This window comes from Rhodococcus sp. H-CA8f (genome assembly GCF_002501585.1).
Lineage (GTDB): Bacteria > Actinomycetota > Actinomycetes > Mycobacteriales > Mycobacteriaceae > Rhodococcus_F > Rhodococcus_F erythropolis.
Window position 1 is genome coordinate 31,146 of record NZ_CP023721.1, and the last position, 21,680, is coordinate 52,825.

Consider the following 21,680-nt stretch of genomic DNA (forward strand, 5'->3'; position numbering starts at 1 on the left):
CGATCCTTCACGTACGAACTGACCTGCCTGGCAAAGGAACACCCATGCCGCTGCCCACCTTCACAACGATCAGCAACACCCCGACCCCCTCGCCGACGATGACCAGAACCGACGCGGCAACCAAGCTCGGCCTCTCCCCCACGGCGCTCGACAAACTTGTCCACACCGGGATTCTCGACCTCCCCATCTCAACCGAACGCGTCTCCGCCCTCTCCGACCGGCCTCTGCTCTCGGTCACCTCAGGCGAACTGACCGTGTTGCGCACCGACAGCCCGCAACCCGCATCCGATGACGACGACCGCACAGTCATCGGGTTTCACACATCGATGGACAACGAAGAAATCTGCGACACCAGCCTCCGGTGGTGGCGCTGCGACCCGGCGCGTGTCGTCGACAACAAACTGTTCGTCGTCACGATCGCCACCATCCCCGTAGCGACCTTTCTCATCACCGCTCACATCGCCCAGCTGCCGTCCGGAAAGCGCACAGTGCGCCACCACTTCGACGGCCGACTCCTGGCGCGGCTACAGGCCGATGGGAGGGTTGTGCAGGTTTCCGAGGTTGCGGACCTGGGACGCCGAGTCCGTGAACTCATGCATTCGCGCATCATCACCCTCAGCGGTGGCCCTGTCGGTTACCTGGGGCCGGACCCTGAGCGCGCCCAGCCCCGCAGATGACCCTTAGTCTGACCGCACACAGAACGGCCCTCGACTTCGCATCGAAGTCGAGGGCCGAACCAGTTCGCAGCGGGTGAGCCGATGCACCACCCGGGATGGACTTACATCGAACGAATCGGAGCGCATTTCCCACGTCCGGTGGCGTACTCCGAGAGTGGAGACTCGAATGCTGAGACGTCCGGCTAGCCGCCACCGGGTGGCCATGATTCTCGCTCGCCTACTTCACTTCAGCCACGACCGAGCCGCCTTCTCGGCTTCCGTCTGGGCTGCGCGAGCGATAGGTTCACGCGCCTGCTGGGCGGCAGCGATCAAAGCGTCCAGGGTCTCGAGGTTCGCCGAGGACCCCTTCGACGCCAGGAACGCTTCGTAGGCGGCGCGAACAGCTCGCCCTGCCTTCACCGAGCGGATGTAGTTGATTGCGTCGACGACATCGGCGCCTTCCGGCGGGGCGAGTACGGCTTTCTGGCCGTCCCAACCCTTCATTATCCGCACGTAGCGCTCGCCCCCAACGGACTGGTTGGACCAACGTTCTTCGCCAGTTCGCGGGAAGTCTACGACGACGTCACGGGTGAGCACCTTGGTGATAGTGCCGCGCTGGACCGATGTGACGGCTCCGCTTGACGAGTAGATCGCGGCGACGGCCGCGCCGGGAACAGCCCATTCCAGGTGATTACCGGTGGTGCTCATGGTGTTTCCTTTCGGAGTCGCCCACAACGCCCTGGCGGCGGCAGGTGATCGACGTAAGCGGTGGATTGGCGCCGTGTCATCGCCTGGCGAGGCCACCGAGTTGCTGGACGCGACGCCGTGCCGCATGGTCGTCCATGTTTTGGGTGCATCCGCAGGTGGGGGATGCCACCGGCGCAGTGGGAAGGTTCGGCGCTGCGCATCACGTCTCCGGTGGCGTTCCGATGATGTTGCGGCCCGCTTCGGTGATTTGCCAGCCGTCATCGGATTCGTTGACAGCGTAACCGTTTTGGTCCAGGTGGAACATGCCGCCCACTACGAGATCTCGCATCCCGATGTTGGATTCTTCGCTGGATCGGCTCGGGTCTACCGTGACCGCTATGCGAGTGGGTGTCCATACTTCGCCGTCTGCGAGGCACTCCATGATCATGGATGGGATCGGTCCGAGCGCTGCTTTGGCTTGTGGGGGCAACGGCTTCGGCCGTGAGCGCTGCGAGTCGACTCGGGCCGGTTGTGGGCCTTGAAGAGGGGATCGCACCACGTATTCCGTCTCAGGCATCGACGCGGGCGTAGAGGGCCGCTGGTCGGTCCGTGCGCCCTGGCGGCGGATGAGACCTCGAACTTGGTCTGCCGGGTATCCGCTGACCCGTTTGATGCGGCGACTGGCCAGTAGTGCACGGGCGCGTGATTGTGAGACTCCCCAGTGGTCGGCCACTTTCTCGATCGGCCAGAGGAATTCGCTCAGTAAGCCAAGGGAATTCGGATGATCATTGTCCTCGCCGGACGGATTGCCGTTCGTTGGTTCACTGGCCATGAGACAAACTTACGAGCGTTTTGCTCGTAAGTCAATTGGGCGGGGTACGACAAGGGGCACCACCGAGACCGGTGGCGCCCACTTCCCCCAACGACCGATGCCCTGGGGGCCCTAGTAGTCCTCGTCCCACCGCTCACCGGCGTAGGTCGGATCGAAATCAGGGGGCGCCTGCTCGGGATACCTGGCGCGAATCTCTTCGTCTCGCACCAACCGCTCTTCCCAGTGTTTGTCACACCGAGGGAACGACTTGCCCGTGGCGGACAACGCAGTTCGGTACTCGACGACCCCGCGGCAATCACTCGTATCGCGGTCCAAACAAACGGGCGGTTCCACATCATCAGCCATTTGCGAACACTTCTCTCTTCAGTCGGTGGAGCGGCGAGTGTTATGTCACCGTATCGCCCACGCCCCCAGTGCATCTACCCAATCGCGTGAAGCGCGGCCGATACCCTCGGCGCCGAAGGTCAGCAGTCGGCTCTAGGTGTGCGCTATTTCCAGCAGGGAACTCTTCTGCTCGTCCGTGAGGCTGACGACGTCGTCTCCGTCGAGTCCGGTGAGCACCGCAACGCCGAAGCATGGTGAAGCCGTGAAGCCGTGCGACGCCGCGATAGCAGTGGCACGTTGATTGAGTGCCAGACCGCCTGTGGGGATCGCATCTTCGTTCAGCCACAGGACGATCTCGGGAGCAAGGAACAAGGGGCGGACTGCGTCGCACTTGATGACGTCCCGGAGAGCGCCGTCGACACCGTTTGAGTCGGCACCCAATTCGACCTCCCCAGCTGTGCCGTCAACGTCAATCCGCATGCCGTGTACAGGCATTTCCAATCCCCATTCCTCGCATGCCGTCGACTCCGACGACCGACGCTGCTTTCCCTTATCAGCCCGACGGTACAGCATCATGAAGCCCGATGCGCGCCATTTGTTGCGCCTGGCGCGACATCGAGGGTCGAATTGCGTTACATTCATTTCGAGTGCCCATGCGGAAGGAACCCGCGAATCAGCCGCACGTCCGCGACAAGCCGAGGAGCAACGATGGACAACCTCACAACCGTGATCGAGAAGGCCCTGACTGCACGCGGCCTCGGCAAGTCCGAGTTCAGCGAAATGGTCGGGGTGAGCCGCTCGACGCTGGCGCGGTGGGACACGAGCCTCCCGCAACCAGCGACCCTGCGAAAGATCTCCGATGTGCTCGAGATCCCGCACAGTGCCGTCCTCTCTGCCGCCCTTGCGAGCGCCGGGTACCTCGGCGGCGCTGACACGTTTCCATCTCCGGACGTGTACGTGGTCGTCAACGAATGCGACCCTGACGACAGCCAGCAATACCTCAATGCAGGGCTTCCAGGAGCCGGTGTCGTCGGCGTCTACACCACGGAAGGCGCCGCCGATCGGTATGTCGAGACCGCAAACCGAATCAGCAACGTAAGCAGCGAGTTCCGAAAGCACACCCTTGAACTCGACACACCTGCCGTTCCTTCGACGGTCACCGTCTACACGAGCCGATGGGAGTACCTCAGCGACACCATTCGCACCACCGAGTCGATCCACACGAGCGTTCCTGAACGACTCGGGGAATCGGGCACCAGTCCGGTCGACGCCGAGGAATTCCCGCACACGGGCCTTGTCCAGGAACTGGTCATCAGCTCTCTGGACCCTCGACGCGGGGAAGACATACTCAAGTGGTTCCTCGAGACCCTCCGCACTCAAGGACGCGTGCGAATCCCGGTCGACGCGGAGCGTGCACCCGAACCTGTCTTCGAATCCTCATCGTCGGCCACAGTGATCCCGTCCTCGTTCCGCGACTTCACCGAACGCGCTGACGGTGCCAAGCGGTCGCCAAGTACCGACGAGAACATTCGCGCGGCCCTCAATTACATCAAGAACAGTTATCCCGGCGTCCCTCGGTACTCCGCCACAACCCCAGCCGATCTCATCCAAAAAATGCTGGACCGCGGCATCGGCGACGCATCCAGCAAGGGGTAAATCGTATGTCCACCATCAAGAACGCCGAAGACCTCGTGGTCGGCGACGTATTCACGCCGCCCGCAGAATGGCTCGGCGGACACACGTTCACCGTCATCACCCTCGACAGACCCCACAAAGCCGATCACGACGGGGCCGACAACTACGACGTCGAGCGCGACACGATCAACATGCTCGTCAGACGGGACGGAGCAAACTACACGGTCTGGCTCTGGCCAGATCAGCCCGTCACGATCGAAGGCGACTGAAATGTCTGCAGTGGAGGGCATCCGAACGCTCGAACACATCGACGAAAGTCCACTTCACGGGACAGTCAACAGAAAATAGGCTCTCTGACAAGCGAATCGAGCACCACCCTGAACAGCTTTGGGTGGTGCTCGATTCTTGTGCTGGCTGCGTGTGGGAGGAAGTTCGTCTACCCTCCGTCAGCAGCGCAGTCAGAGGTAGCGCCGACCGACCTCGTCGGATGGTGAGATCTCCCAGCCGGACGGGTGCATTCGGTACACCACGACGCCTGGCCCCGAGTAATCCCACTTCGAGGAGACGCCCGAGTAGGCCGAGTCGCCCTCCGCGAGCGTGATGACTGCCTTTTTCCAGCCCTCCCCGAGGTCCTCGCCCGCGTCCATGATCGCTTGGTGGTCGTAATGCATCCTGCACTCCTATCCGTTTATCACTGAATTGTGGCGTAGGTGACGGCGCTCGTCGTCATCGTTCCACGTCGCCGCGCCGCTCACGCGGCACGTGGTCGACGAGACCTCTGACGATCACTGAGCAGGTTTGGGCGTAATCACCATCTCCCGAAACGGCATTCCATCCCCGCATAGTCGCCAGTCGGTGCTGCGTATGTATCCGGCTTCGGCGACCTTGTCGTACGCGATCAGCTTGGTTGCTGCGGTGCCCAGCTCGTCAACTGACCCATTGTCGTGTTGGATCCATAGGTTCTTCGTCTCACGGTTGTACATGGCTTTCATCGCGCGCATCCCCACTCGTTGGTCGTGGCTGCCCTCACCTCCGACTGTTGAGGGAGTCGCAGCCGATTCGAGCGTGAACGTAGCGTGCGCGGCGCCCTGATCGCTCACCCAAACCTGCACGGCTACAACGCACCCCGCAGGCGCAGGCAACTCTTACGGCCGTCACTATGTCAATCCCACTTTTGCCGAGACGACAGGGCTCACGATGTTTGGTTCACCGTTTGCGGACACGGCGATCGGCCACACAACGTGCCCGCACGCCGCACCGATCCGGCCAGGGACACGCACTAACCATGTGGGCAACAAAAACTCGCCTCCACACGCATGATGCAGTGGAGGCCGCACTTCGAGTGCGCTGGCCATGGGGAGGTCGGACAGTGCCGAACGCAGCCGATTTCCGATTTCAGTCGAGCATCCCGCGGGCGTAGTCGTCGAAGAACTTTCGTGTCTCCTCACTGACGGGAATGCCCACGATGTTTACCACGCGGGTGCCGCCGTTGTCGTCGCGGACTCGGTATTCCCAGGTGTCGTCCGTGCACTGACGGACGACTTCGGTGATGGTCGCGGTCCCTTCCCACCGCGCTTCGGGGTAGCGTTCGCCTTTGCTGAAGATTCGTGTCCCGATGGGAAGTTGGATCCGGTTGTCGTGGTTGGCCATCGGCCGATCCTCGGTCAGCTGGTGGTCAGTGCCTGGGCGATGTTCTTGGCTTTGAGTCGGTCGAAGATCGCGTCGATGTCGTGCTCGGTGGCACCGGCGTCCAACGCTGCGCGAGTCAGGAGTGCGTACTCTCTCGCGACCACCAGGTTGGTCCGATCGACCGGCCCGCCTGAGGTTTGGAATTCTCGGTCCAACTGCTCGAGCCATGCCTGCAGTTCGTGCAATGCCTGTTGCTTGTCCATTCTCGGATCCTACAGCGGGACATCAGTTTCGGCGCGGAACCGGCGGCGATGATGCTACGGATCATGTTGCGGTTACACCGAATTGCGGGCCGGTCGCATCGCAGTGCGATGTGACCGGCCCCTCCCGCTCCGAGTGCGGGAGAAACGCCGATCCAGTCGACCGTAGCTAGAAGCTGGGCGCCGCGAGGAAGTAGACGTCCACGCCGTTGTACTTGTGGGGCGCCTCGGTGATTATCCAGGTGTAGGTCTCCCCGGCCTTGAACTGGCCGGTCATTGCGGCGATGACGATGCCGGTTCCGTCACAGGTGGCGTCGTACAGGGTGGTCGATGGGTCTCCGCCATCCTTGAGGCCGTTGACGGTGAACGTCTTGGTGTTGCTCATGTTCTTTCCCCTTTGTTGACGCGTCGAGGACCGCCCGCGTGCCGGGTCGGTCTGTGAGTTGCCGAGAACGGTAGTGTCCCGGCACGCTGATACATTGGCCGCAATTGTGTTGTATCCCAACGACTACCGGAAATGGTAGTGCCGCTTGGCTTCGCTGTGTCGGATTGCGCCGCGCGACGGCTATGCTTACTTCGCCGCGTCGACTGCTGCCATAGACTTCCTGATTGCCTCACCGCATGCCGTGCATGTGATGCCGTTCCCTGCGGCGGTGAACTCCTCTGTCAGTTCCAGTCCACAGGAGGTGACGGATTCACCGTCGCCTGCGTCGCCGTCAATTTTGTGACTGCGCCCGTTGGGTTTACGGACATTAAAGACTTGAAGTTGGATGCCGTCCATAGTGGCGTAGAACTTCATTCGGTTCCTTCCTTCTGTGGGATACGACCCTGAATGCTGCGGGACTGACGCACGCATGCGTCTGCGTCCTAATGTCAGGACGGAGGATCAGTGATCGCCGACCTCTGCGAGGAGCGCTGAGGTGGCGTTCTCGCGGATCCCGTTGAGCACCTTCCACACTTCGTCCTCGACCTGTTCGAAGGCTTTGTCGAGTGCTGGCTGGATGGTTTCGGTGGGAAGGTTGCACAGTGCTGCCAGCTGATCAGGACCGACGTTCTTGTTGCCGTAATACCAGTCGTCGAACAGGAATTGCAGCGACGCTGGGTTCGACGGGTTGCCGTTCTGCTGGGCGTGACGTCGGCCGGTGGGGTCGGTGGCGAAGAGATCGGACATAGTGGGGGTGCTCCTCGGTATCAGGTCAAGGAATGGTGAGACGATTCTTCGGTTGCGGTGCTGTGGAATCCTCGCGACCGGTTCAGCAACAGGGGCTGTCGTCAGATCTCGATACCGGTTTCCCATTCCCCGCCGTCTCGGCGTTCTTGGGTGGCCATCTCACCGTTCGGTTCGATCAAGATTGACCATTCGAAGCCGTCGCCCTTCATGAATACTTCAGTCGCGCCGCGTTCGTCGGTTGCTCCGAGTCTCCACTCCCCGGGCACGTTGTACCCCTGCCAGAAGGCGACGACTTCCTGTTGCTTGGGATTGAGCGCTGATATGTCGAATGCCATGTCGGGTCTCCTGTTGATTCTTGTCGATGCGCGTCGTCGGTGCTGTACGCCGCAGTGGGCGTTGTCGTTTCGCGATGGTGGCGCCGTTGACCGGATTCGCTGTCTCGCTGTGTCACTGTGGCTGATTCCGGGCGATCCCGGGCACCCAGGTTGCCACGAACACTCAGGTCGGCCGCTATACGGTGATTCCGTCCACCCACGTGCCGCCAGGTTCACGGGAGGATTCGGCGGACTCGCCGAACGGTTCGATGGTCAATGACCATTCGATGTTCTCGCCCTTCATGATTGCTTCGACGACACCGTCTTTGTCGGGCTGTCCGATCAGCCATTGACCTGGCACATTGAAGGACTGCCAGTGGCTGATGACCTCTTGTTGGCGGTCGGTCAATTTCGGTACTTCGAATGCCATGGACTTTCTCCTGCCAGTCTCGATCTGTGTGTCGATCTGCGTGTTGGTCAGCGCGGCGAAGTTCTGTGCGGTTTCGTTGTGCTGCGTTGGATACGTGGCACCTTCGCCGAGGTGATGAGCGGGGCTGATTTGACTACGCGCTTTGTGCGCCTGAGGTTTCGCGTTGGTCAGCATGGGAGCCGCAGTACCCGTCGTACCCTTCTCCGTCGTCGAGGGAGTTCTCGCAGTCCGGCGCGTCGCAGGTATCAGGGTCGTAGTCGGCGAGTTCACTGTCAGACGGCGTCGGCGGCTGGACTGAATTCGGCATGTTCTGTGCTCTTTCGCTTTACGTGTGTGTGTGGGCGTGCGCCGCTCACGAGCATCCCTGACGATATGACACTTCAGTCACCTATGGTCGGGTGCGAAAGTTGCTGCGGCACGGACGATACTCATGTCTCGTGACGCTTGCCCGTGCCCGGGGTACGGGTGCGGTCTCACCGACTTTCGCGTGATTGTGTGCGCAGCTAATCTGGCTGGCTGTTCCAGTAGGTGGTGTAGGCGTCGATCTCGTCGGCGGTTGCGACGTGCCAGTTGTGTTCGTCCCCGGGTTGTGGGTATCCGATGACCGGCACGGTTCCGGCGCCGGATCTGTCGGTGTTGTGGGCCATTTGTTCGTCGGCTTGTTCGGTCACAGTTTCATCCCTGGTGGGTGTTTCGTTCTGCGGGTGGCTTTCTCGATTGACTATTGATCGCGGGGGTCGGGTTGAGGGATCCGAATTCACCCTGGTCTTCGATGTGCCGCCTGACTTCGGTCCACTCGCCGCTGTATTCCACGCGGGTGAAGTCGCAGGAGCAGGTTGGCGGCAGCTCGGTGACGGACGGGATGGATGCCACGTAGTGCAGGCCCCCTGCCGCGCCCCTTGGAATGCACTGGACAGCTGCGGGACTCGGGCCTGGTTCTACTCAGCTGATCGGGGTGTCGACGATGTTCCAGGACTTGATCTCACCGGCGTCGGTTCTGACGAGGTATTCCCAGGTGCCGTCCACTGCGTGCTGTTTGACGACCTCGACGATGGTCGCGGTCCCTCGCGCGATAGCTTCCGGGTACTGCTGGCCACGGTGCCGCACGCGGGCGCCGACTTCGAGGGGGGTTTGGTTGTTGTGGGAAATCACGTTCACCCCTGTCTGTCGGTGTGCCTTCCCCTCCACGTGCGCGGGCTCATCCGAGTGTCGCGACCAGGGCGCGGGCCTTCGACTTCACCTTCGCGGGTATGTCGGCGGTGCAGTCGGCAAGGCCGTTCGTCCACACGTCACCGAGTTCGTACCCCTCTGCCGATCGCGTGACCGCTGCCGTGAACACTTCATCGTTGCGGGTGTCTTCGACGTGCGCATTCTGCCAGTCGACGGACACCGCCCACGGTCCGACGTTGCTGCTCGCTGCCATCGCCATTGGAGCTCCTCGTGTGTAGTGGAATTGGATCGTCTTTGCCGTGCCGCATGACGCGGCAGGGTGCTGGAAATTGCTTGACAACAAGCTAACTCAGATCGCCGTCGTCGTGTCAGGTCGTGTTCACGCGAGAGCATCGGCGTTCACTGCAGCGTTCCCCCGTGCAATTCCCTTATCCTGCTCATCGCCACGGCGACAAGGCACTTCCACCTCTGAAGTGCGCATATTCTCGGGCGCTGGTGGAAATCACCTTCAGGTGGTCAGCGATTCCGCAGACGGCGACTGTGATCCATCCCCCTCTCTGGCGTAACAAAATATTTGCCAGCAATGATCAGGCGATCAGGGACTACGGGCACCATGCAGACCCAGACAAAACGAATCCGATAGTTGTTAAAGTTATTTCACGAACCTGAGGAATGCCCACACCAGTGCGCCCCCTCATTCGACTACCCCTAGCATCTCGCCCGCAACACGCGCGCGTGCTCGGAGCAGTCGATGCAGCCCCCGATGAAAGGCGACACATGCGCCCCCGTACTGCCCGACCACACGCCCGAAGGATCGGTGCTGTCCTCGCCGCAGCGGCAGCCGCCGCCACCGTTGCCACGGTCACCGCGCCGACGGCCAGCGCGGTACCGATCGTGTACCCGGCAGCATTGACCGACGGCTTCTACAACGCCCCGGCAGACCTGGCCGACAAGGCGCCCGGCGAAGTACTGGCCGTCCGCTCCGTCCCGCCACCGGCGTTGTTCTTCGACACCACCGCCGTCCAGCTGAAGTTTCGATCCACGAACTCACAGGGCGCTCCCATCGCCGCAGTGACCACGGTTCTCTCCCCCACCGGCGCCGCACCCGCTCGCCCAGTGCTCTCGTTCCAGCACATCGTCAACGCTCTCGGGTTGCAGTGCGCACCGTCGCAAGCTCTGTACACCTCGGACCCGAACCTGATGATCCGTGAAGCACCCGCCCTCAACGGCGCACTGCAGCAGGGCTGGTCCGTCGCCATTCCCGATCACCTGGGGCCGACCAGCGCGTACGGAGCAGCTCGACTGGGTGGGCAGATCACCCTCGACGGGATCCGCGCTGTCAAGAACCACACGCCGCTGGCCCTGACCGACAGTCCTGTCGGGTTGGCCGGTTACTCCGGTGGCGGCATGGCAACTGCAATGGCCGCGGCGCTCGCACCGACGTACGCGCCGGAACTCGAGCTCGCTGGCAGCGCCTTCGGCGGCGCTCCGCTGAACATCGGCAAAATGGCGAAGGGCCTCGGCGATGCACCGCACCCGGTGTTCGGGTTGGCGATGGCCGCAGCAATGGGACTCGAACGTGAGTACCCGCAGCAGATGCCCGTCAGTGAACACCTCAATCCGGAAGGTGTCGCTTTGCGCGATTCGATCGCCAACGCATGCACCAACGACATCATCGCGGGCGGCGCGGGCCGCAGCATCGCCGCCGTCGCAGACACCATCAACGGAACCGCGCTGCTCGACGACCCGTCGATCCAGGCCGTCTTCGCCGATAACAGTGTCGAAGCACTCACCTCCGTTCCGAACGCACCCATCTACGAATGGCACGCCAACGACGACGTCCTGATCCCCGTCGACGCGATCACCTCCACCATGCGCCGCTACTGCGATGCCGGTGTCCCGGTCCAGTCCGAATCGGTGTGGAGTCCGGACCACCTCTCCGCGGCCGTGGTTGGTCTTCCCGGCGCCATCTCGTTCCTCACTGACCGCTTCGCAGGCGTCACCCCGACCAGCAACTGCTGACCGACAGGTAAAGGAATCACTGTGCACAAACACACCACGCACCGCATGCGGCGAACCGCCATGCGCATCGGTGCCACCGTTCTCGCCGGAGCGATCGCGTTCGGCGCTGCCGGTACCGCGACAGCCGCACCGGCGAACCATCGGGCGCCCGCCGGAGGATACGAAGAGGTCTTCATTCCCTCCGAGATGGGGCCGGTGAAGGTTCAGATCCAGTGGGCAGCGCGCGGCGGCGACGCAGCGTTGTATTTGCTCGACGGTCTCCGCGCCCGCGATGACGTCAACGGTTGGACCCTCGAAACCGACGCCGCGCGCCAGTTCGCCGACGACGACGTCACTTTGGTCATGCCGGTCGGCGGTGAGTCGAGCTTCTACACCGACTGGCTCGCACCGTCGAACTTCAACCGCCAAGGCGTGACGTACAAGTGGGAAACGTTCCTCACCGAGGACCTGCCCGATTACCTCGCGACGCGCGGTGTCTCCCGCACCAACAACGCGGTCCTGGGACTTTCCATGGGCGGTAGCGCCGCCCTGTCCCTGGCAGCGCATCACCGCGACCAGTTCAAAGCCGCAGCAGCGTATTCCGGGTATCTGAACCTGTCCGCACCGGCGATGCGTGAAGCCATCCGAGTCGCGATGCTCGACGCGGGCCGCTTCAACGTCGACGCGATGTGGGGTCCGCCGTGGGGCAACGGTTGGCTGCGCAACGATCCGTTCGTGTTCGCACCCACCCTCAAGGGGCTGCCGATCTACGTCTCCGCCGCGAGCGGCCTTCCGGGACAGCACGACCAGCCCAAGGGCATTGTCGGACACGTCAACAACGCCAGCGCCATGGCGCTGGAGGCACTGTCCCTCGCTCAGACCCGCGCCTTCCAGATCCGCCTCGACACTCTCGGCATCCCTGCGCAGTTCAGTTTCCCTGCCGCCGGTACGCACAGTTGGGGTTACTGGCAGGACGAGTTGGCCAAGTCTCGTCCGATGCTGCTCGACGCCCTCGACGCACACTGATCCAACTGGCCCAGCGCGCGCCCCGAACCGAACAGGTTCGGGGCGCGTTGTCGTTTCCTGACCCAGATCGACTGCGACACCGCCCATCCCGCAAGGTGGTGTTGCGGAGTTGGTGCGCGCCAGATAGTTTCATCGGTACACGGCTCACCACGCGAGCCGTTCCCCGTTGAATCCGTTCCCGTGCCGGACGATTCTTTGGAGGGCAAGGGTCTCGGACTCGCGTGAGAAACAACCCCTGTATGTGCAGCGCATCCAGGTGGGCACGGAACCGGATGCACAACTGACACATGGAGGATCAAAAGTCATGCGAGACAACACCGCAATGAAGAAGAAGGCCCGCGCCCGAGCGCAGGCGACCGGCGAAAAGTACGTCACCGCGCAGAAGCAGATCGCCGCACAGGCTCCCGAATCTGTCGCCCCTCGATTCCCGACCTTCGCCACACTGCCGAGCCCGACGCGGATACCGACAGGCGTCGACGAAGCGAGCGAAATGTACCCCACCTTCCGCATGCAGCTCGGGATCGACGAATCCGGTGACGTCGTCGGGGTCGACCTGGCCAAGAATCCGCACGCGCTGTTCTTCGGCGTGACCGGATCGGGCAAGTCTGTCCTCACCCGTACGGTGATCGAGTCGTGCCGGTCCGCTGGGTGGATGATCTTCCTCTGCGACGGCAAAGGCACCGACTACGAGGGTCTGCATCGGCAGCCCGGTATCGTGGCGATCTCGCAGCGCACTGCCGACCACATGCGCATGGTGAGGATGGTGGCCGACGAACTGCGCGGCCGTCAGGCAGATGCCTGGGAACGCAGGCAGGCGGGAGAACGCGGTCCGTTCCCATGCCCGCCACTGTTGCTGCTGCTCGACGAGTACGCCACGATACGCGCGAGCATCCGGGACGTATACGGCACCGATTTCCACGAGTTCGATTCGGATGTTCAGCTCATTACGCGCATCGGCCGCGAATTCAGGGTGCACGTGATCGTGGCTACTCAGGACCCTTCTCCGCGCGCTATCCCGGCGCCCTTGCTCGAAAATCTCAGCACACGTGTCGCGCTCGGCCCCTCGGACAACGCGGCGACGTGCACCACATTCCCCTATCCTCATCGCGCGACAGCACGCCGAATCATCGAGTCCTTCGGAAGCCACGCTCGCGGCAGGGGTTTGGTGGCGTTCACCGGTGAGGACGGCTGCAGCCGGATCGTGGAGATCCAGACGTTCATCGGCTATACCCCCGGCGATGCCAAGCGCGCTCCGGACGGGGACGTCGACGTCACGCACACCGCGCACGAGGTCAGCATCAAGGTCCCCTCGCTGTACCCCCGACTGTGGTTCCAAGTCGACGGCCCCCATTATGGGCAGCCCCTCAGCGCTTTGTACGCCTGCCCGACGGTCGCGCTCGATCGACCCGACGGCACCGCCGACCCTGACATGGAACAGTACGATCCGCTTCATCCGTCATATCTCGGCACGGCTGACGCATTCCGCCCCTGATGCTCCGATTCACGGAGAACCGATCGGCCTTCTAGCTCATACCTCGCCCTGACGTCGTGCCCCGAACTGCTAGCCGGTTCGGGGCACGACGCATCGGCCGGTTCTCTCATATTCACTGTGGCCTTGCATCTTTCATTGCAGGCTCGAGCGCCGTCACCAGGTATGGAGTCCTCACCGCGCAGAATTCACTTCGTCGAAGGTGCAAAGAGGACGGCACCCATCGAGAACCTCATCGGCCAAGCCTGCGTTTTCGGATCGATCGTCTCTGCCGTTGGTGCACGCGACGAAATGGCTGATCGACTCAACCGCGACTCTGGCGTTTGCAGAAGTGTCGGGAACAGCTGCCGAACACGTTGCGCTCGCAGCGAAGGCCGTCGAGGAGGCCCGCTCGCGCAAGACCGCAAGCACCGAAAGTGAACTAGCCAAATTACTAGTGGTCGTCCACGACCTCCCTGCGGTGAAGGAGCAGTTCAAATCTGTGCCCGATGGCGTCGAGCTACCTTGCTTCGTTCGAACGTGATCTCTCATTGCTGATGCGGGAGTGCAGGGAACTCAACATGCGTGTTCTTCCGAGTATCTAGTGTCCTCACAACTGTGCCCCGCTTTATCATCCGGCGGGGCACACTCGTTATCGGATCGGAGATCTAGCGCTACCTCGCTCGACGAAATTCGGAGTCACCGGCCTCGTCAGGTCTCACAAACACGCTGTGTCCGTGACACCCCAACCGCCCCATATCGATGCCTTCACACAAAGGCTCGGCGAGTAGATCATCTTCGACCACGAATTGGTGCCGTTGTTGTTGCTGTACTCCTGGGGGTAACCGCCGTACTGCACCGCCTTGATACTGCTGGTCACAAAATTTGCTTGCGCCCAGTTGGTTTTGCACGTCGGCGACCACCGGAGGTTGACCTGCGCGGTTCCACCACTCCCGTACACGTATGCGCTGGCTATTGTTTTGGCATCGCCGGAGCACCCCGACGATAGAGGGTCGACGCCCGAACAGTAGTCGCCGTAACAGGTGACTGCCGATGCCGACGGCACATTGACAAGAGCCGCGGAAAACGTCAACACCACTACTGCTGCAGCCTTTTTCAGGAAACTGACCTTCACTGTCGGATCCTTTCGCTCGGACGAGGACGGCCTGGGTGCGCACTACCAACCGTTCGGGAACGCTCACGCTAGCTCGGCGGTCACCCAACTAGTGGATGAATGCACGCCAATTCAGTCGAACAGATGACAAGGCCAGGAGAACCGGACATCACCCGCGCCGCCGAACGCCCGCTCAGATCTCCTCGGATCAGCGGCCGGTGACCAGTGGAGCGAGCGTGAAGATCTCGACCGACTCGTCGTAGTCGACGAGTCCGCGAATCAGGAGTCCGAGCAGGTGTCGTCGCATACCCGGTCCCGGGTTGCGGGCGCTCCACGTCCGACGCTTGCGGACCTGCCCGTAGACGTCGAGTTGCTTGGGTGTCGCGGCTGGGCCGACCATGTATTCACCGACGCGGCACGAGGTGTGGATCCGGTACCCGTCTGCATCGGTTTTGCAGTCCGGGGCACACTCGTCGATGTACTCCGCCGTCCATTGCTCGTGGGCGAAAGTGGCGGACGAGTCGAGGTCGCGGAGTGCTTCCTCGGTGGTGCGCACGAACGCGGCGAATTCGTCTGCAAAGACGAGCCTTCGGATGTTGCCGTCGTCGTGCAGCATGTCGCGATGCCTTCCTGTCGTGGGCTGGTGCGGCTCTGCAGTACACCCTGCGTCGTGGTGGACAGCGCAGGGGTGTCGCCTTGTCAGAGGAGGTCGGCGAGGCGATCACCGAGTTCGAGCGGGGTGCGCGTCACGAACGGCCGGAGCAGTCGATCGAGTTGCGGAGTTCTTGTGGCGAAATTGTATTCCGTGCAGCCCTGCGGGACTGATCGGCCACAGATACCGGGTAGCTGCCAAGCGTAATCGGCGTCGAGGACGACGATTTCGGTGACCGGCGAGGATCCGCCGTCGTCCTCGCCTACACACACCTGAATGTGGATAGCTGTGTCCTGTTCGGGCCGCTGGACTCGAAATCCTTTTCCGTGCAGTGCGGTTGAGATGATCGCGAGCCGTACGACATGTCCGTCGATGGCGAGGCGGCTGGGTCTCACCAGCTCGGCCGTGTGTCCCGATGTCCTGATCCAGTCCAGGAGGATGGCGGTTCCGTGCTCGACTACCTGCGCTGTGCTCACTAAGCCTCCCAAAGGTCACCAACATTACCGAGTGAAATGCTAGCATGGGTACATGGCACGCCAACCGCACGCACTGACAGTCGAACCGGTCGATCTGTCTCCCCTCCTAACCCACACGATCCCAACCGTCGCAACAGAACTCGATATCTCCCGCCCCATGGCAGAAAGACTGATCCGCGCCGAACTGGGCGGACCGGCGAGTTTCGACGGCACAAACCTGACCGCGACCAACGAGGCCATGAACGCCCTCCTCACCCAACGCGACAGGTGGGCGGACACCTCCGTCCACGGCATCGCGGTTCGCGTCGGCCCGGCGTGGTGGAGCCCCGAGGAAGGTCGCTACATCGGATGGCATCGTCGACTCGACGGCAAGTATCGGGACGACGCCATCCGCCAGGTCTGGGCCGTCCGCGGCGCTCCGGAACTGGTCGGCGCGGCGTTCCTCGCGACCATCGGCGGCTGGATCACCGAAGTCCGCAGCATCGTCGACGTCGAACCCGTTCACGGCGGATGGGCGTTCGATCTCGGCCCATGCACCCAGACCCAGCAGCGCGCATATTTCGGAAGGCGCATCCCGTCGACACCCGGCCGTCAGGTCATCCGGCTCGGCGAGTCCTGACTTCCGCGGCGTTCGACTACCAACTGTTGGCGCCGCAGCATCACGACCGAGCAGTAAACCTCCGTGACCTCGTTCATGCTTGACCGGGTGGCCGGTTTCGTGTCACGTCGAACGATTGCCGCCCCGCCCCGGCGGATCTATCCGCTTCGCGCGGTCCACCGGTTCCCCCGGGTGAATGCGTTGCCGGAGTTCGTCGGCGGCTGCGTCGTCCAGGTCGGCATGAATCGTGCCTGCAGCCCAGTCCCACAACGGAGTCGACCAAACGTAATGGGGAACACCCCATCTCGGTTCCCATCCCTCTACACTCCGCGGACGGCGAGAGAGCATCGCTACACGGTTCGACGCATCGAAACCCCCAGAGTCCGTTGCGCGGATGCTGTCCGGGGTGAAATCGACAGGCACTCGGACCGTCAACTGTGCATCGGTCACGTTGTTCGTGAACCACTGCACCTGCTCGCGTTGCGCGGCAGGATGCTCGTCTCGAAGCAGCTGCTGATGCTCTTCCGGTGTGACAGCAGGCCCATCCCACACGAACAGCGACTCATCCATTGTTTCGCCGACGGTGACGTCGACGAACCGCGAGCCTTCCCCAACCTCGTCGATGCGGTAGCCGAGCATCTGTCCGGATTCAACATCGACCCAGATCCGAAGCGGATACGGCTTGCCTTCCGGGGGCGCGAGTTGCACTGTCCAACAATCCCGTCCAGCGAACTTGGTAACTTCCACTTCCCCGACAGGCTGGGCGAAGTCGTTTCCGGCCCATTCTGCGGCGCTGCGGCGGCGGAGCAGAAATTGGTTGGGACCTAGATAGATAACACGGTCGGGTGAACCGACGAGTGGCCGGTCGGATCGGCCGGTGAAATCCCATGCCCGAACGCCGTCGCTGATAAAGACCGGTTCTCCGTCGATATTTTCGACTCTGATCTTGTTGCCGTACAGCCAGACCCGGCAGCCATGACCTGGCACCACCATCATCGGAGGCGGCCCACTGTAAGCGAATCCGCCGGTGAACGACTCGGAAACGCCCTCGGCACGGACTCCGTGAATCGTTCCGCGGAGAGGAAGATCGGGACCGGCAGTCAGTGCCGTGAGCACTTCGATCCAGGCAGTCATGTCCGCAGCCTAGCCCTCACATCGTGCTCAGGCCGCCCGCCCACGTAGTAGCGGCGGAACGTCGGGGCTGGTAGACATGTCAGCTGCCAAAGATCGAGCCGAGGGACCCGGCCGGGGATGACTGGACCGTGACCGTTACTTCGAGGTTGACGGGGGCACCGACACCGTTGTCGGCAGCCAGCCTGAACTTGTAGCTACCGACGGCGGTCGGCGTCCCGGACAGGGTCGGGACACCCGTGACCGGATCCTTCGCGAACGTAGTTCCGGGCGGGAGCTTCGCCGCATCGACAACGGTCACGGCAGGAATCGGTGTTCCGATAGCAGTGAAGCTGCGAGACAAACTCGTTCCGACGGTGCCGGTCAACGTAACGGGCGCAGTGTCCGCAAACACCGGAGCGACAGGAGCCGGAGAAACAGTCGACGTCACATCGAGGGTCGTGGGGGTTCCGACCCCGTTGGAAGCGGTGAGTGTGAAGCCGAATGTGCCTGGGGTGGTCGGCGTCCCGGTCAGGGTCGGGACACCCGTGACCGGATCCTTCGCGAACGTAGTTCCGGGCGGGAGCTTCGCCGCATCGACAACGGTCACGGCAGGGGTGGGCGATCCGGTGGCAGTGAAGCTGCGGGACAGGCTCGTTCCGACGGTGCCGGTCACCACGACGGGTGTCGGGTCGGCGAACCCTGCACTGACAAGAGTGGGAATGGTCGGCGCCCGGAGGACCTCATAGGCAATGCTGCAGCACCGCGGGCTAGCCGCCGCCCACCCCTGAGCTCCAGCAGGGCGCTCGAATACGACGCCATCAACCTTCACTACCTCAGTGAGACGCGTCGCCGTGCTAGCTGCCGGATTCCAACGTGCGAGACGAATCCAGTCGCCCTCACTGAGGTCTGAGCGGACGACGGTGTAACACCACATGCCCATCCCGTAAGGCGTGCGGATGTCATCGACCCACGTGTCGAACCTGACGTTTGACATCCACTCCCCGTGCCAAGTGTCCTCGGGCGCGTCCCAGGGGCCCCAGTCGCTCGGCTTTCCGTCGTTGACCTGAAAAGCAAGGTTGTTTCCCTCCTTCGCGTCTGAACAGAACTGGGCATGGTAGGAGATTGCCGTGTCTGCCGACGCGACACCGACTCCTCCGGTAAGCGCAATGCCCGCGGCGACCAGGAGGGCGGCAGCGATGCGGCCCCATCGAGTCCGGCGACGTAGATCAGGTGTTGTCACGGTTGGTGCGCCTTTCCGACAGAATCCCCACGGGATGTATCCACACGGAGGTGCGGAGCGGCCACGGAAAGCAACCACGAGAAAGAAACATAACGGACACTCGCCTTGATATACGCACGCCGGTTGTGTTTCGGCGCAGTAGCGCGAAGTCTCGGAATCGATCAATTGATGGACTACGTCCAAACGTCGCGGACAGGAGTGTGGCGGCGGCTTCTATTATCCATCGATCACCGACGCGTGTGGACGGCGTGGGTCCCGTGACTTGCCGTGCTTCATGACTGTGTCAATCGCTACGCGCACACTGGAGCAAGCCTCGTCGTATGTCGCGGCCCCTCCCGCGTGAATGGTGTTGTTACGCAGGTCGGCGAGTTGCTTCAACGCCGGATACGGGGTGTAGTCCTCAACTCTGGTCGCCACCCACTTCGACCGACTTATCAAGCCCTGGCGACCGTTGTACTTCTCTCCGGTGGACGCTTCGGTTTTCGCTACCAGATCGATTAGGCAGATTTCTACTGCCGTCGCTGCGTCCAGCACAGCTTTCCGCGTGTCACCACGCACCAGAGCGGCCCTACTGTCACGCCACAATTGATGCTCGATCGGCGGCTGGTCCCCATCTCCTACTCGTTCCAGGATGGCGCGCAAAAAATTCTGGGAGAGAGGGGCGGGTGTCGGTGTCGAAATTCGAACTCCCCCGTCGATCCATTGACCATGCCGCCACGTCAGCAGACCTGGCCCGATGGAATTGGAGTCATAGATTGGCTGTCTATGGTTGATATCTTCGCCGGTCACGACGGACACCCAGTTCTCTACCTGCGAGAACCAATGTCCAATGTGATTGGCCGTGACATCAGCGATTTTCGCGGTCCGAGGCTGCCCACGATGATGTGGTGATTCCCAAACCTCCCGATCGTCCTCGCGCAGCTCTAAACCAATCCGTCGCAATCCGGTCGCGTTGTCGGTGCCGAAAGATGCGTATGTCGTCGACCACTGAGGAACCTCGTCCCCTGGTTCGACTGCCCATGCCTCATCGGGGACGCCGACGAGAGTGGGTGCAATCGTCAAGTCGGACGGTCCTACGCGCGGAGGTGTTACCACCGTTGCCCGCACCGGACCGATATAGGTTTCATACCGGCAATCGAGCGCATCCATCTCGACCCAAATATGGTGCGGCAGTGAATATTGTGCTGAGAGAATCATCCTTGCCCTATCCAGTCGGCGTTCAGGCGAACATTCCAGGATACAGGAGTGCCCTGACCTGAGCTGTCAGATTCACCTCGGAAGAGTTTGAGAGAGATTCGAAGATGGAGCGCAGCGCACGGGAGACACCGGTGCCGGGGTCGAATACCGTCACCGAGCCGGGGGAACTTAGCGGAGGTTCCTAGGAGGAACGCTGTGGGGGCGAACGCGTCAAACACGATCTAGTCAGAATTGAGTGGGGGTTGGCGTCGTACGAAATTCCAGCCCGTCACTGAAACGAGTGTCCCGACCGCGGACCCGAGAAGGGGTCCACCGACGATCAGTCCAATGATGAATCGATTAACCGAGACTGTCTCGATCCGGAACGATTGGAGATCGTGCGGCTGGTAGCTGGCTGTGTAGATCGTGAAGGGTTGGGAGACGTACCACCACAACACGGCAGCACCTACGAGCCCACACACCAAGCCGAATCCAGCGAAGACCAACACAGTAGCGGTCGCCGAACGGTGTTGCGCCTTCAAAACTTCTCTTCCAGAGCCACACACGCACGCTACCCAATGCGATGCATCCCGGTAAGGAGCGCAATAACACCGTGTCTCCCCAAATCCGCGAAGCGAACGTGGCCTCAACAGGTCAACGCACCACTACTGGTGAGATGGTGCGTGATCGAGGTTCCGCCGAAACCTCTAGTTGCTGTGTCAGTAGCCCCCTCCGCCGGTGCTGATGACACCCGTAGCTGACGCTGGCCGATTCAGGTTCTGTGGCACAGCTTGACCTTCAGGGCTGTAGCGATGACTACGAGCGATACTGCTGCTGTGATGGAGTTTTCCCACCCGAGTGCGAAGTAGTTCGCAGCTGAGTCGAAATCCAATGTCTTGCAGGAGGCTACGGGAAATGGGATCCACGCCCATCCTGCGTCTTCGAGCGCACCGCTGGAATACAAATTTGATCGACAGAGCGCTGGCGCAGAGGCCGGGAACCCCCACCGCGATGTCACACCGAAACTGACGATCAATCCAAGTATGCCGATTACCAGCGCGAGGGATGAGGCGTTGAAGAAAGCTCGTCCTACACCTCCGGATGAATTCATGTGCGCAGCGTACGTTCTCGCCGGATCCAGATACTGACCAGTCGAGCGTTCCGGCTTGGTGAAGCGCGCCCTGCTTCGTTCTGTCACCGCGGGGTCAGTCAGGTTATTGAGGAGACGTCCCCTTCTTCTGATTTCGATTGCACAACGCATTGACTGCCAGACTGGGGAGCTCGTTCACCAGACCGAGCGCAACAACCGCCAAACCTCCCACCAACAGCGGCTCTGTACCCCAATACGGGCCCAAAATGCGCACCGTACCAACGATACTCAGCACCCAGCCCACAGTCTGGGCACGACGAACCTGCCCGGAGAGGCGCGACGAGGACGCACTGGAGGCGGCGGGCAGCTGCCGACCGTAACCTTCACCGGCCGCAATACGAGCGGCGAAAAGGTGGAAGGTGATGGCGAAGGCCAGAAATCCCAATCCGATCAGCATGTGCGCCCTTTCAATTCCTTCATCGACCGTAGCCGCTATTGATCGCAACGAAGGCAGGGCGGTCAGATGTCATCCCTGTAGCGCTCCATCGTCTCCGCATGGCGGGCGTTGATGCTCGATGTTCGGGTATGTGATGAAATTCGACGATGAGGCTTTACGGT

Annotated in this window: 30 protein-coding genes; 7 read left to right on the forward strand and 23 right to left on the reverse strand. The window is 61.9% G+C overall.

The features are described from left to right. Window positions 1–44 precede the first annotated feature (44 nt). A complete protein-coding gene (locus tag CPI83_RS28970) occupies window positions 45–677 on the forward strand; it encodes a hypothetical protein (protein WP_097388305.1) in 633 nt (210 codons plus the stop codon). 222 nt (window positions 678–899) lie between these two features. On the opposite strand, the gene CPI83_RS28975 is transcribed toward CPI83_RS28970, so the two are convergent. The 4 genes from CPI83_RS28975 to CPI83_RS28990 form a co-directional block, all read right to left on the reverse strand. Next, window positions 900–1,364 (reverse strand): hypothetical protein, encoded by a 465-nt coding sequence (locus tag CPI83_RS28975; RefSeq protein WP_097388306.1) that lies wholly within the window; start codon window positions 1,362–1,364, stop codon window positions 900–902. A 199-nt stretch (window positions 1,365–1,563) separates the two neighbouring features. Beyond that, window positions 1,564–2,175 carry a hypothetical protein gene (locus CPI83_RS28980; protein WP_097388307.1) on the reverse strand — a complete coding sequence of 204 codons (612 nt, stop codon included), beginning with the start codon at window positions 2,173–2,175 and terminating at the stop codon, window positions 1,564–1,566. Window positions 2,176–2,286: 111 nt separating this feature from the next. Next, complete coding sequence (locus CPI83_RS28985) at window positions 2,287–2,520, reverse strand: hypothetical protein (protein WP_202975886.1); 234 nt, start codon at window positions 2,518–2,520, stop codon at window positions 2,287–2,289. A gap of 132 nt (window positions 2,521–2,652) precedes the next feature. Next, on the reverse strand, window positions 2,653–2,979 hold the full coding sequence (locus CPI83_RS28990) for a DUF3846 domain-containing protein (protein WP_157920646.1): 327 nt from the start codon (window positions 2,977–2,979) through the stop codon (window positions 2,653–2,655). Window positions 2,980–3,207: 228 nt separating this feature from the next. On the opposite strand from CPI83_RS28990, the gene CPI83_RS28995 reads away from it, so the two are divergent. Next, complete coding sequence (locus CPI83_RS28995) at window positions 3,208–4,155, forward strand: helix-turn-helix transcriptional regulator (RefSeq protein ID WP_097388309.1); 948 nt, start codon at window positions 3,208–3,210, stop codon at window positions 4,153–4,155. A gap of 5 nt (window positions 4,156–4,160) precedes the next feature. Beyond that, window positions 4,161–4,403, forward strand: a complete 243-nt coding sequence (locus tag CPI83_RS29000) for a hypothetical protein (protein ID WP_097388310.1) — start codon at window positions 4,161–4,163, stop codon at window positions 4,401–4,403. A gap of 189 nt (window positions 4,404–4,592) precedes the next feature. Here the strand turns inward: CPI83_RS29000 and CPI83_RS29005 are convergent, their stop codons facing one another. The 12 genes from CPI83_RS29005 to CPI83_RS29055 form a co-directional block, all read right to left on the reverse strand. After that, a complete protein-coding gene (locus CPI83_RS29005; RefSeq protein WP_097388311.1) occupies window positions 4,593–4,805 on the reverse strand; it encodes a hypothetical protein in 213 nt (70 codons plus the stop codon). A 114-nt stretch (window positions 4,806–4,919) separates the two neighbouring features. After that, window positions 4,920–5,246, reverse strand: a complete 327-nt coding sequence (locus tag CPI83_RS29010; protein WP_097388312.1) for a hypothetical protein — start codon at window positions 5,244–5,246, stop codon at window positions 4,920–4,922. Window positions 5,247–5,529: 283 nt separating this feature from the next. Further along, the gene (locus tag CPI83_RS29015; protein ID WP_097388313.1) at window positions 5,530–5,784 is read right to left on the reverse strand and encodes a hypothetical protein; all 255 of its coding nucleotides are present in this window, start codon (window positions 5,782–5,784) and stop codon (window positions 5,530–5,532) included. A gap of 14 nt (window positions 5,785–5,798) precedes the next feature. Further along, window positions 5,799–6,026, reverse strand: a complete 228-nt coding sequence (locus CPI83_RS29020) for a hypothetical protein (protein WP_097388314.1) — start codon at window positions 6,024–6,026, stop codon at window positions 5,799–5,801. A gap of 166 nt (window positions 6,027–6,192) precedes the next feature. Next, the gene (locus CPI83_RS29025; RefSeq protein WP_097388315.1) at window positions 6,193–6,408 is read right to left on the reverse strand and encodes a hypothetical protein; all 216 of its coding nucleotides are present in this window, start codon (window positions 6,406–6,408) and stop codon (window positions 6,193–6,195) included. 186 nt (window positions 6,409–6,594) lie between these two features. Continuing rightward, window positions 6,595–6,822 (reverse strand): hypothetical protein, encoded by a 228-nt coding sequence (locus CPI83_RS29030; protein WP_097388316.1) that lies wholly within the window; start codon window positions 6,820–6,822, stop codon window positions 6,595–6,597. A gap of 87 nt (window positions 6,823–6,909) precedes the next feature. Then, window positions 6,910–7,194 carry a hypothetical protein gene (locus CPI83_RS29035; protein WP_097388317.1) on the reverse strand — a complete coding sequence of 95 codons (285 nt, stop codon included), beginning with the start codon at window positions 7,192–7,194 and terminating at the stop codon, window positions 6,910–6,912. Between the two features lie 101 nt (window positions 7,195–7,295). Further along, window positions 7,296–7,529 carry a hypothetical protein gene (locus CPI83_RS29040; RefSeq protein ID WP_097388318.1) on the reverse strand — a complete coding sequence of 78 codons (234 nt, stop codon included), beginning with the start codon at window positions 7,527–7,529 and terminating at the stop codon, window positions 7,296–7,298. A gap of 175 nt (window positions 7,530–7,704) precedes the next feature. Then, window positions 7,705–8,112 (reverse strand): hypothetical protein, encoded by a 408-nt coding sequence (locus tag CPI83_RS29045; protein ID WP_097388319.1) that lies wholly within the window; start codon window positions 8,110–8,112, stop codon window positions 7,705–7,707. Between the two features lie 329 nt (window positions 8,113–8,441). Continuing rightward, window positions 8,442–8,609: a hypothetical protein gene (locus CPI83_RS30830; protein ID WP_157920647.1), complete on the reverse strand. Its 168-nt coding sequence runs from the start codon at window positions 8,607–8,609 to the stop codon at window positions 8,442–8,444. A gap of 271 nt (window positions 8,610–8,880) precedes the next feature. Beyond that, entirely contained in the window at window positions 8,881–9,090 is a 210-nt protein-coding gene (locus CPI83_RS29050) for a hypothetical protein (protein ID WP_118605424.1), read from the reverse strand. A 46-nt stretch (window positions 9,091–9,136) separates the two neighbouring features. Continuing rightward, on the reverse strand, window positions 9,137–9,367 hold the full coding sequence (locus CPI83_RS29055; RefSeq protein ID WP_097388321.1) for a hypothetical protein: 231 nt from the start codon (window positions 9,365–9,367) through the stop codon (window positions 9,137–9,139). 518 nt (window positions 9,368–9,885) lie between these two features. On the opposite strand from CPI83_RS29055, the gene CPI83_RS29060 reads away from it, so the two are divergent. The 3 genes from CPI83_RS29060 to CPI83_RS29070 all read left to right on the forward strand — a co-directional run bounded on the left by CPI83_RS29060 (window position 9,886) and on the right by CPI83_RS29070 (window position 13,627). Beyond that, complete coding sequence (locus tag CPI83_RS29060) at window positions 9,886–11,130, forward strand: lipase family protein (RefSeq protein WP_097388608.1); 1,245 nt, start codon at window positions 9,886–9,888, stop codon at window positions 11,128–11,130. A gap of 60 nt (window positions 11,131–11,190) precedes the next feature. Further along, a complete protein-coding gene (locus tag CPI83_RS29065; RefSeq protein WP_232816967.1) occupies window positions 11,191–12,135 on the forward strand; it encodes an alpha/beta hydrolase family protein in 945 nt (314 codons plus the stop codon). 304 nt (window positions 12,136–12,439) lie between these two features. Next, window positions 12,440–13,627 carry an FtsK/SpoIIIE domain-containing protein gene (locus CPI83_RS29070; RefSeq protein WP_097388322.1) on the forward strand — a complete coding sequence of 396 codons (1,188 nt, stop codon included), beginning with the start codon at window positions 12,440–12,442 and terminating at the stop codon, window positions 13,625–13,627. Window positions 13,628–14,321: 694 nt separating this feature from the next. Here CPI83_RS29070 and CPI83_RS29080 read toward each other — a convergent pair. From CPI83_RS29080 to CPI83_RS29090, 3 genes are all read right to left on the reverse strand, one after another. After that, window positions 14,322–14,738, reverse strand: coding sequence for a DUF2690 domain-containing protein (locus CPI83_RS29080; protein WP_097388324.1), 417 nt, complete (start codon window positions 14,736–14,738; stop codon window positions 14,322–14,324). Window positions 14,739–14,925: 187 nt separating this feature from the next. Beyond that, window positions 14,926–15,333: a hypothetical protein gene (locus tag CPI83_RS29085; RefSeq protein ID WP_097388325.1), complete on the reverse strand. Its 408-nt coding sequence runs from the start codon at window positions 15,331–15,333 to the stop codon at window positions 14,926–14,928. Window positions 15,334–15,416: 83 nt separating this feature from the next. After that, window positions 15,417–15,845 (reverse strand): hypothetical protein, encoded by a 429-nt coding sequence (locus CPI83_RS29090; RefSeq protein ID WP_097388326.1) that lies wholly within the window; start codon window positions 15,843–15,845, stop codon window positions 15,417–15,419. A gap of 52 nt (window positions 15,846–15,897) precedes the next feature. On the opposite strand from CPI83_RS29090, the gene CPI83_RS29095 reads away from it, so the two are divergent. Next, complete coding sequence (locus CPI83_RS29095) at window positions 15,898–16,464, forward strand: hypothetical protein (protein WP_097388327.1); 567 nt, start codon at window positions 15,898–15,900, stop codon at window positions 16,462–16,464. Between the two features lie 102 nt (window positions 16,465–16,566). On the opposite strand, the gene CPI83_RS31110 is transcribed toward CPI83_RS29095, so the two are convergent. The 4 genes from CPI83_RS31110 to CPI83_RS29125 form a co-directional block, all read right to left on the reverse strand. Beyond that, window positions 16,567–17,577, reverse strand: a complete 1,011-nt coding sequence (locus CPI83_RS31110; RefSeq protein ID WP_198586387.1) for a hypothetical protein — start codon at window positions 17,575–17,577, stop codon at window positions 16,567–16,569. Between the two features lie 79 nt (window positions 17,578–17,656). Then, window positions 17,657–18,796, reverse strand: coding sequence for a hypothetical protein (locus CPI83_RS29105; RefSeq protein ID WP_097388328.1), 1,140 nt, complete (start codon window positions 18,794–18,796; stop codon window positions 17,657–17,659). Between the two features lie 216 nt (window positions 18,797–19,012). Further along, window positions 19,013–19,993 carry a hypothetical protein gene (locus CPI83_RS29110; RefSeq protein WP_097388329.1) on the reverse strand — a complete coding sequence of 327 codons (981 nt, stop codon included), beginning with the start codon at window positions 19,991–19,993 and terminating at the stop codon, window positions 19,013–19,015. Window positions 19,994–21,186: 1,193 nt separating this feature from the next. Next, window positions 21,187–21,519 (reverse strand): hypothetical protein, encoded by a 333-nt coding sequence (locus tag CPI83_RS29125; RefSeq protein ID WP_097388332.1) that lies wholly within the window; start codon window positions 21,517–21,519, stop codon window positions 21,187–21,189. Between the last annotated feature and the right edge of the window lie 161 nt (window positions 21,520–21,680).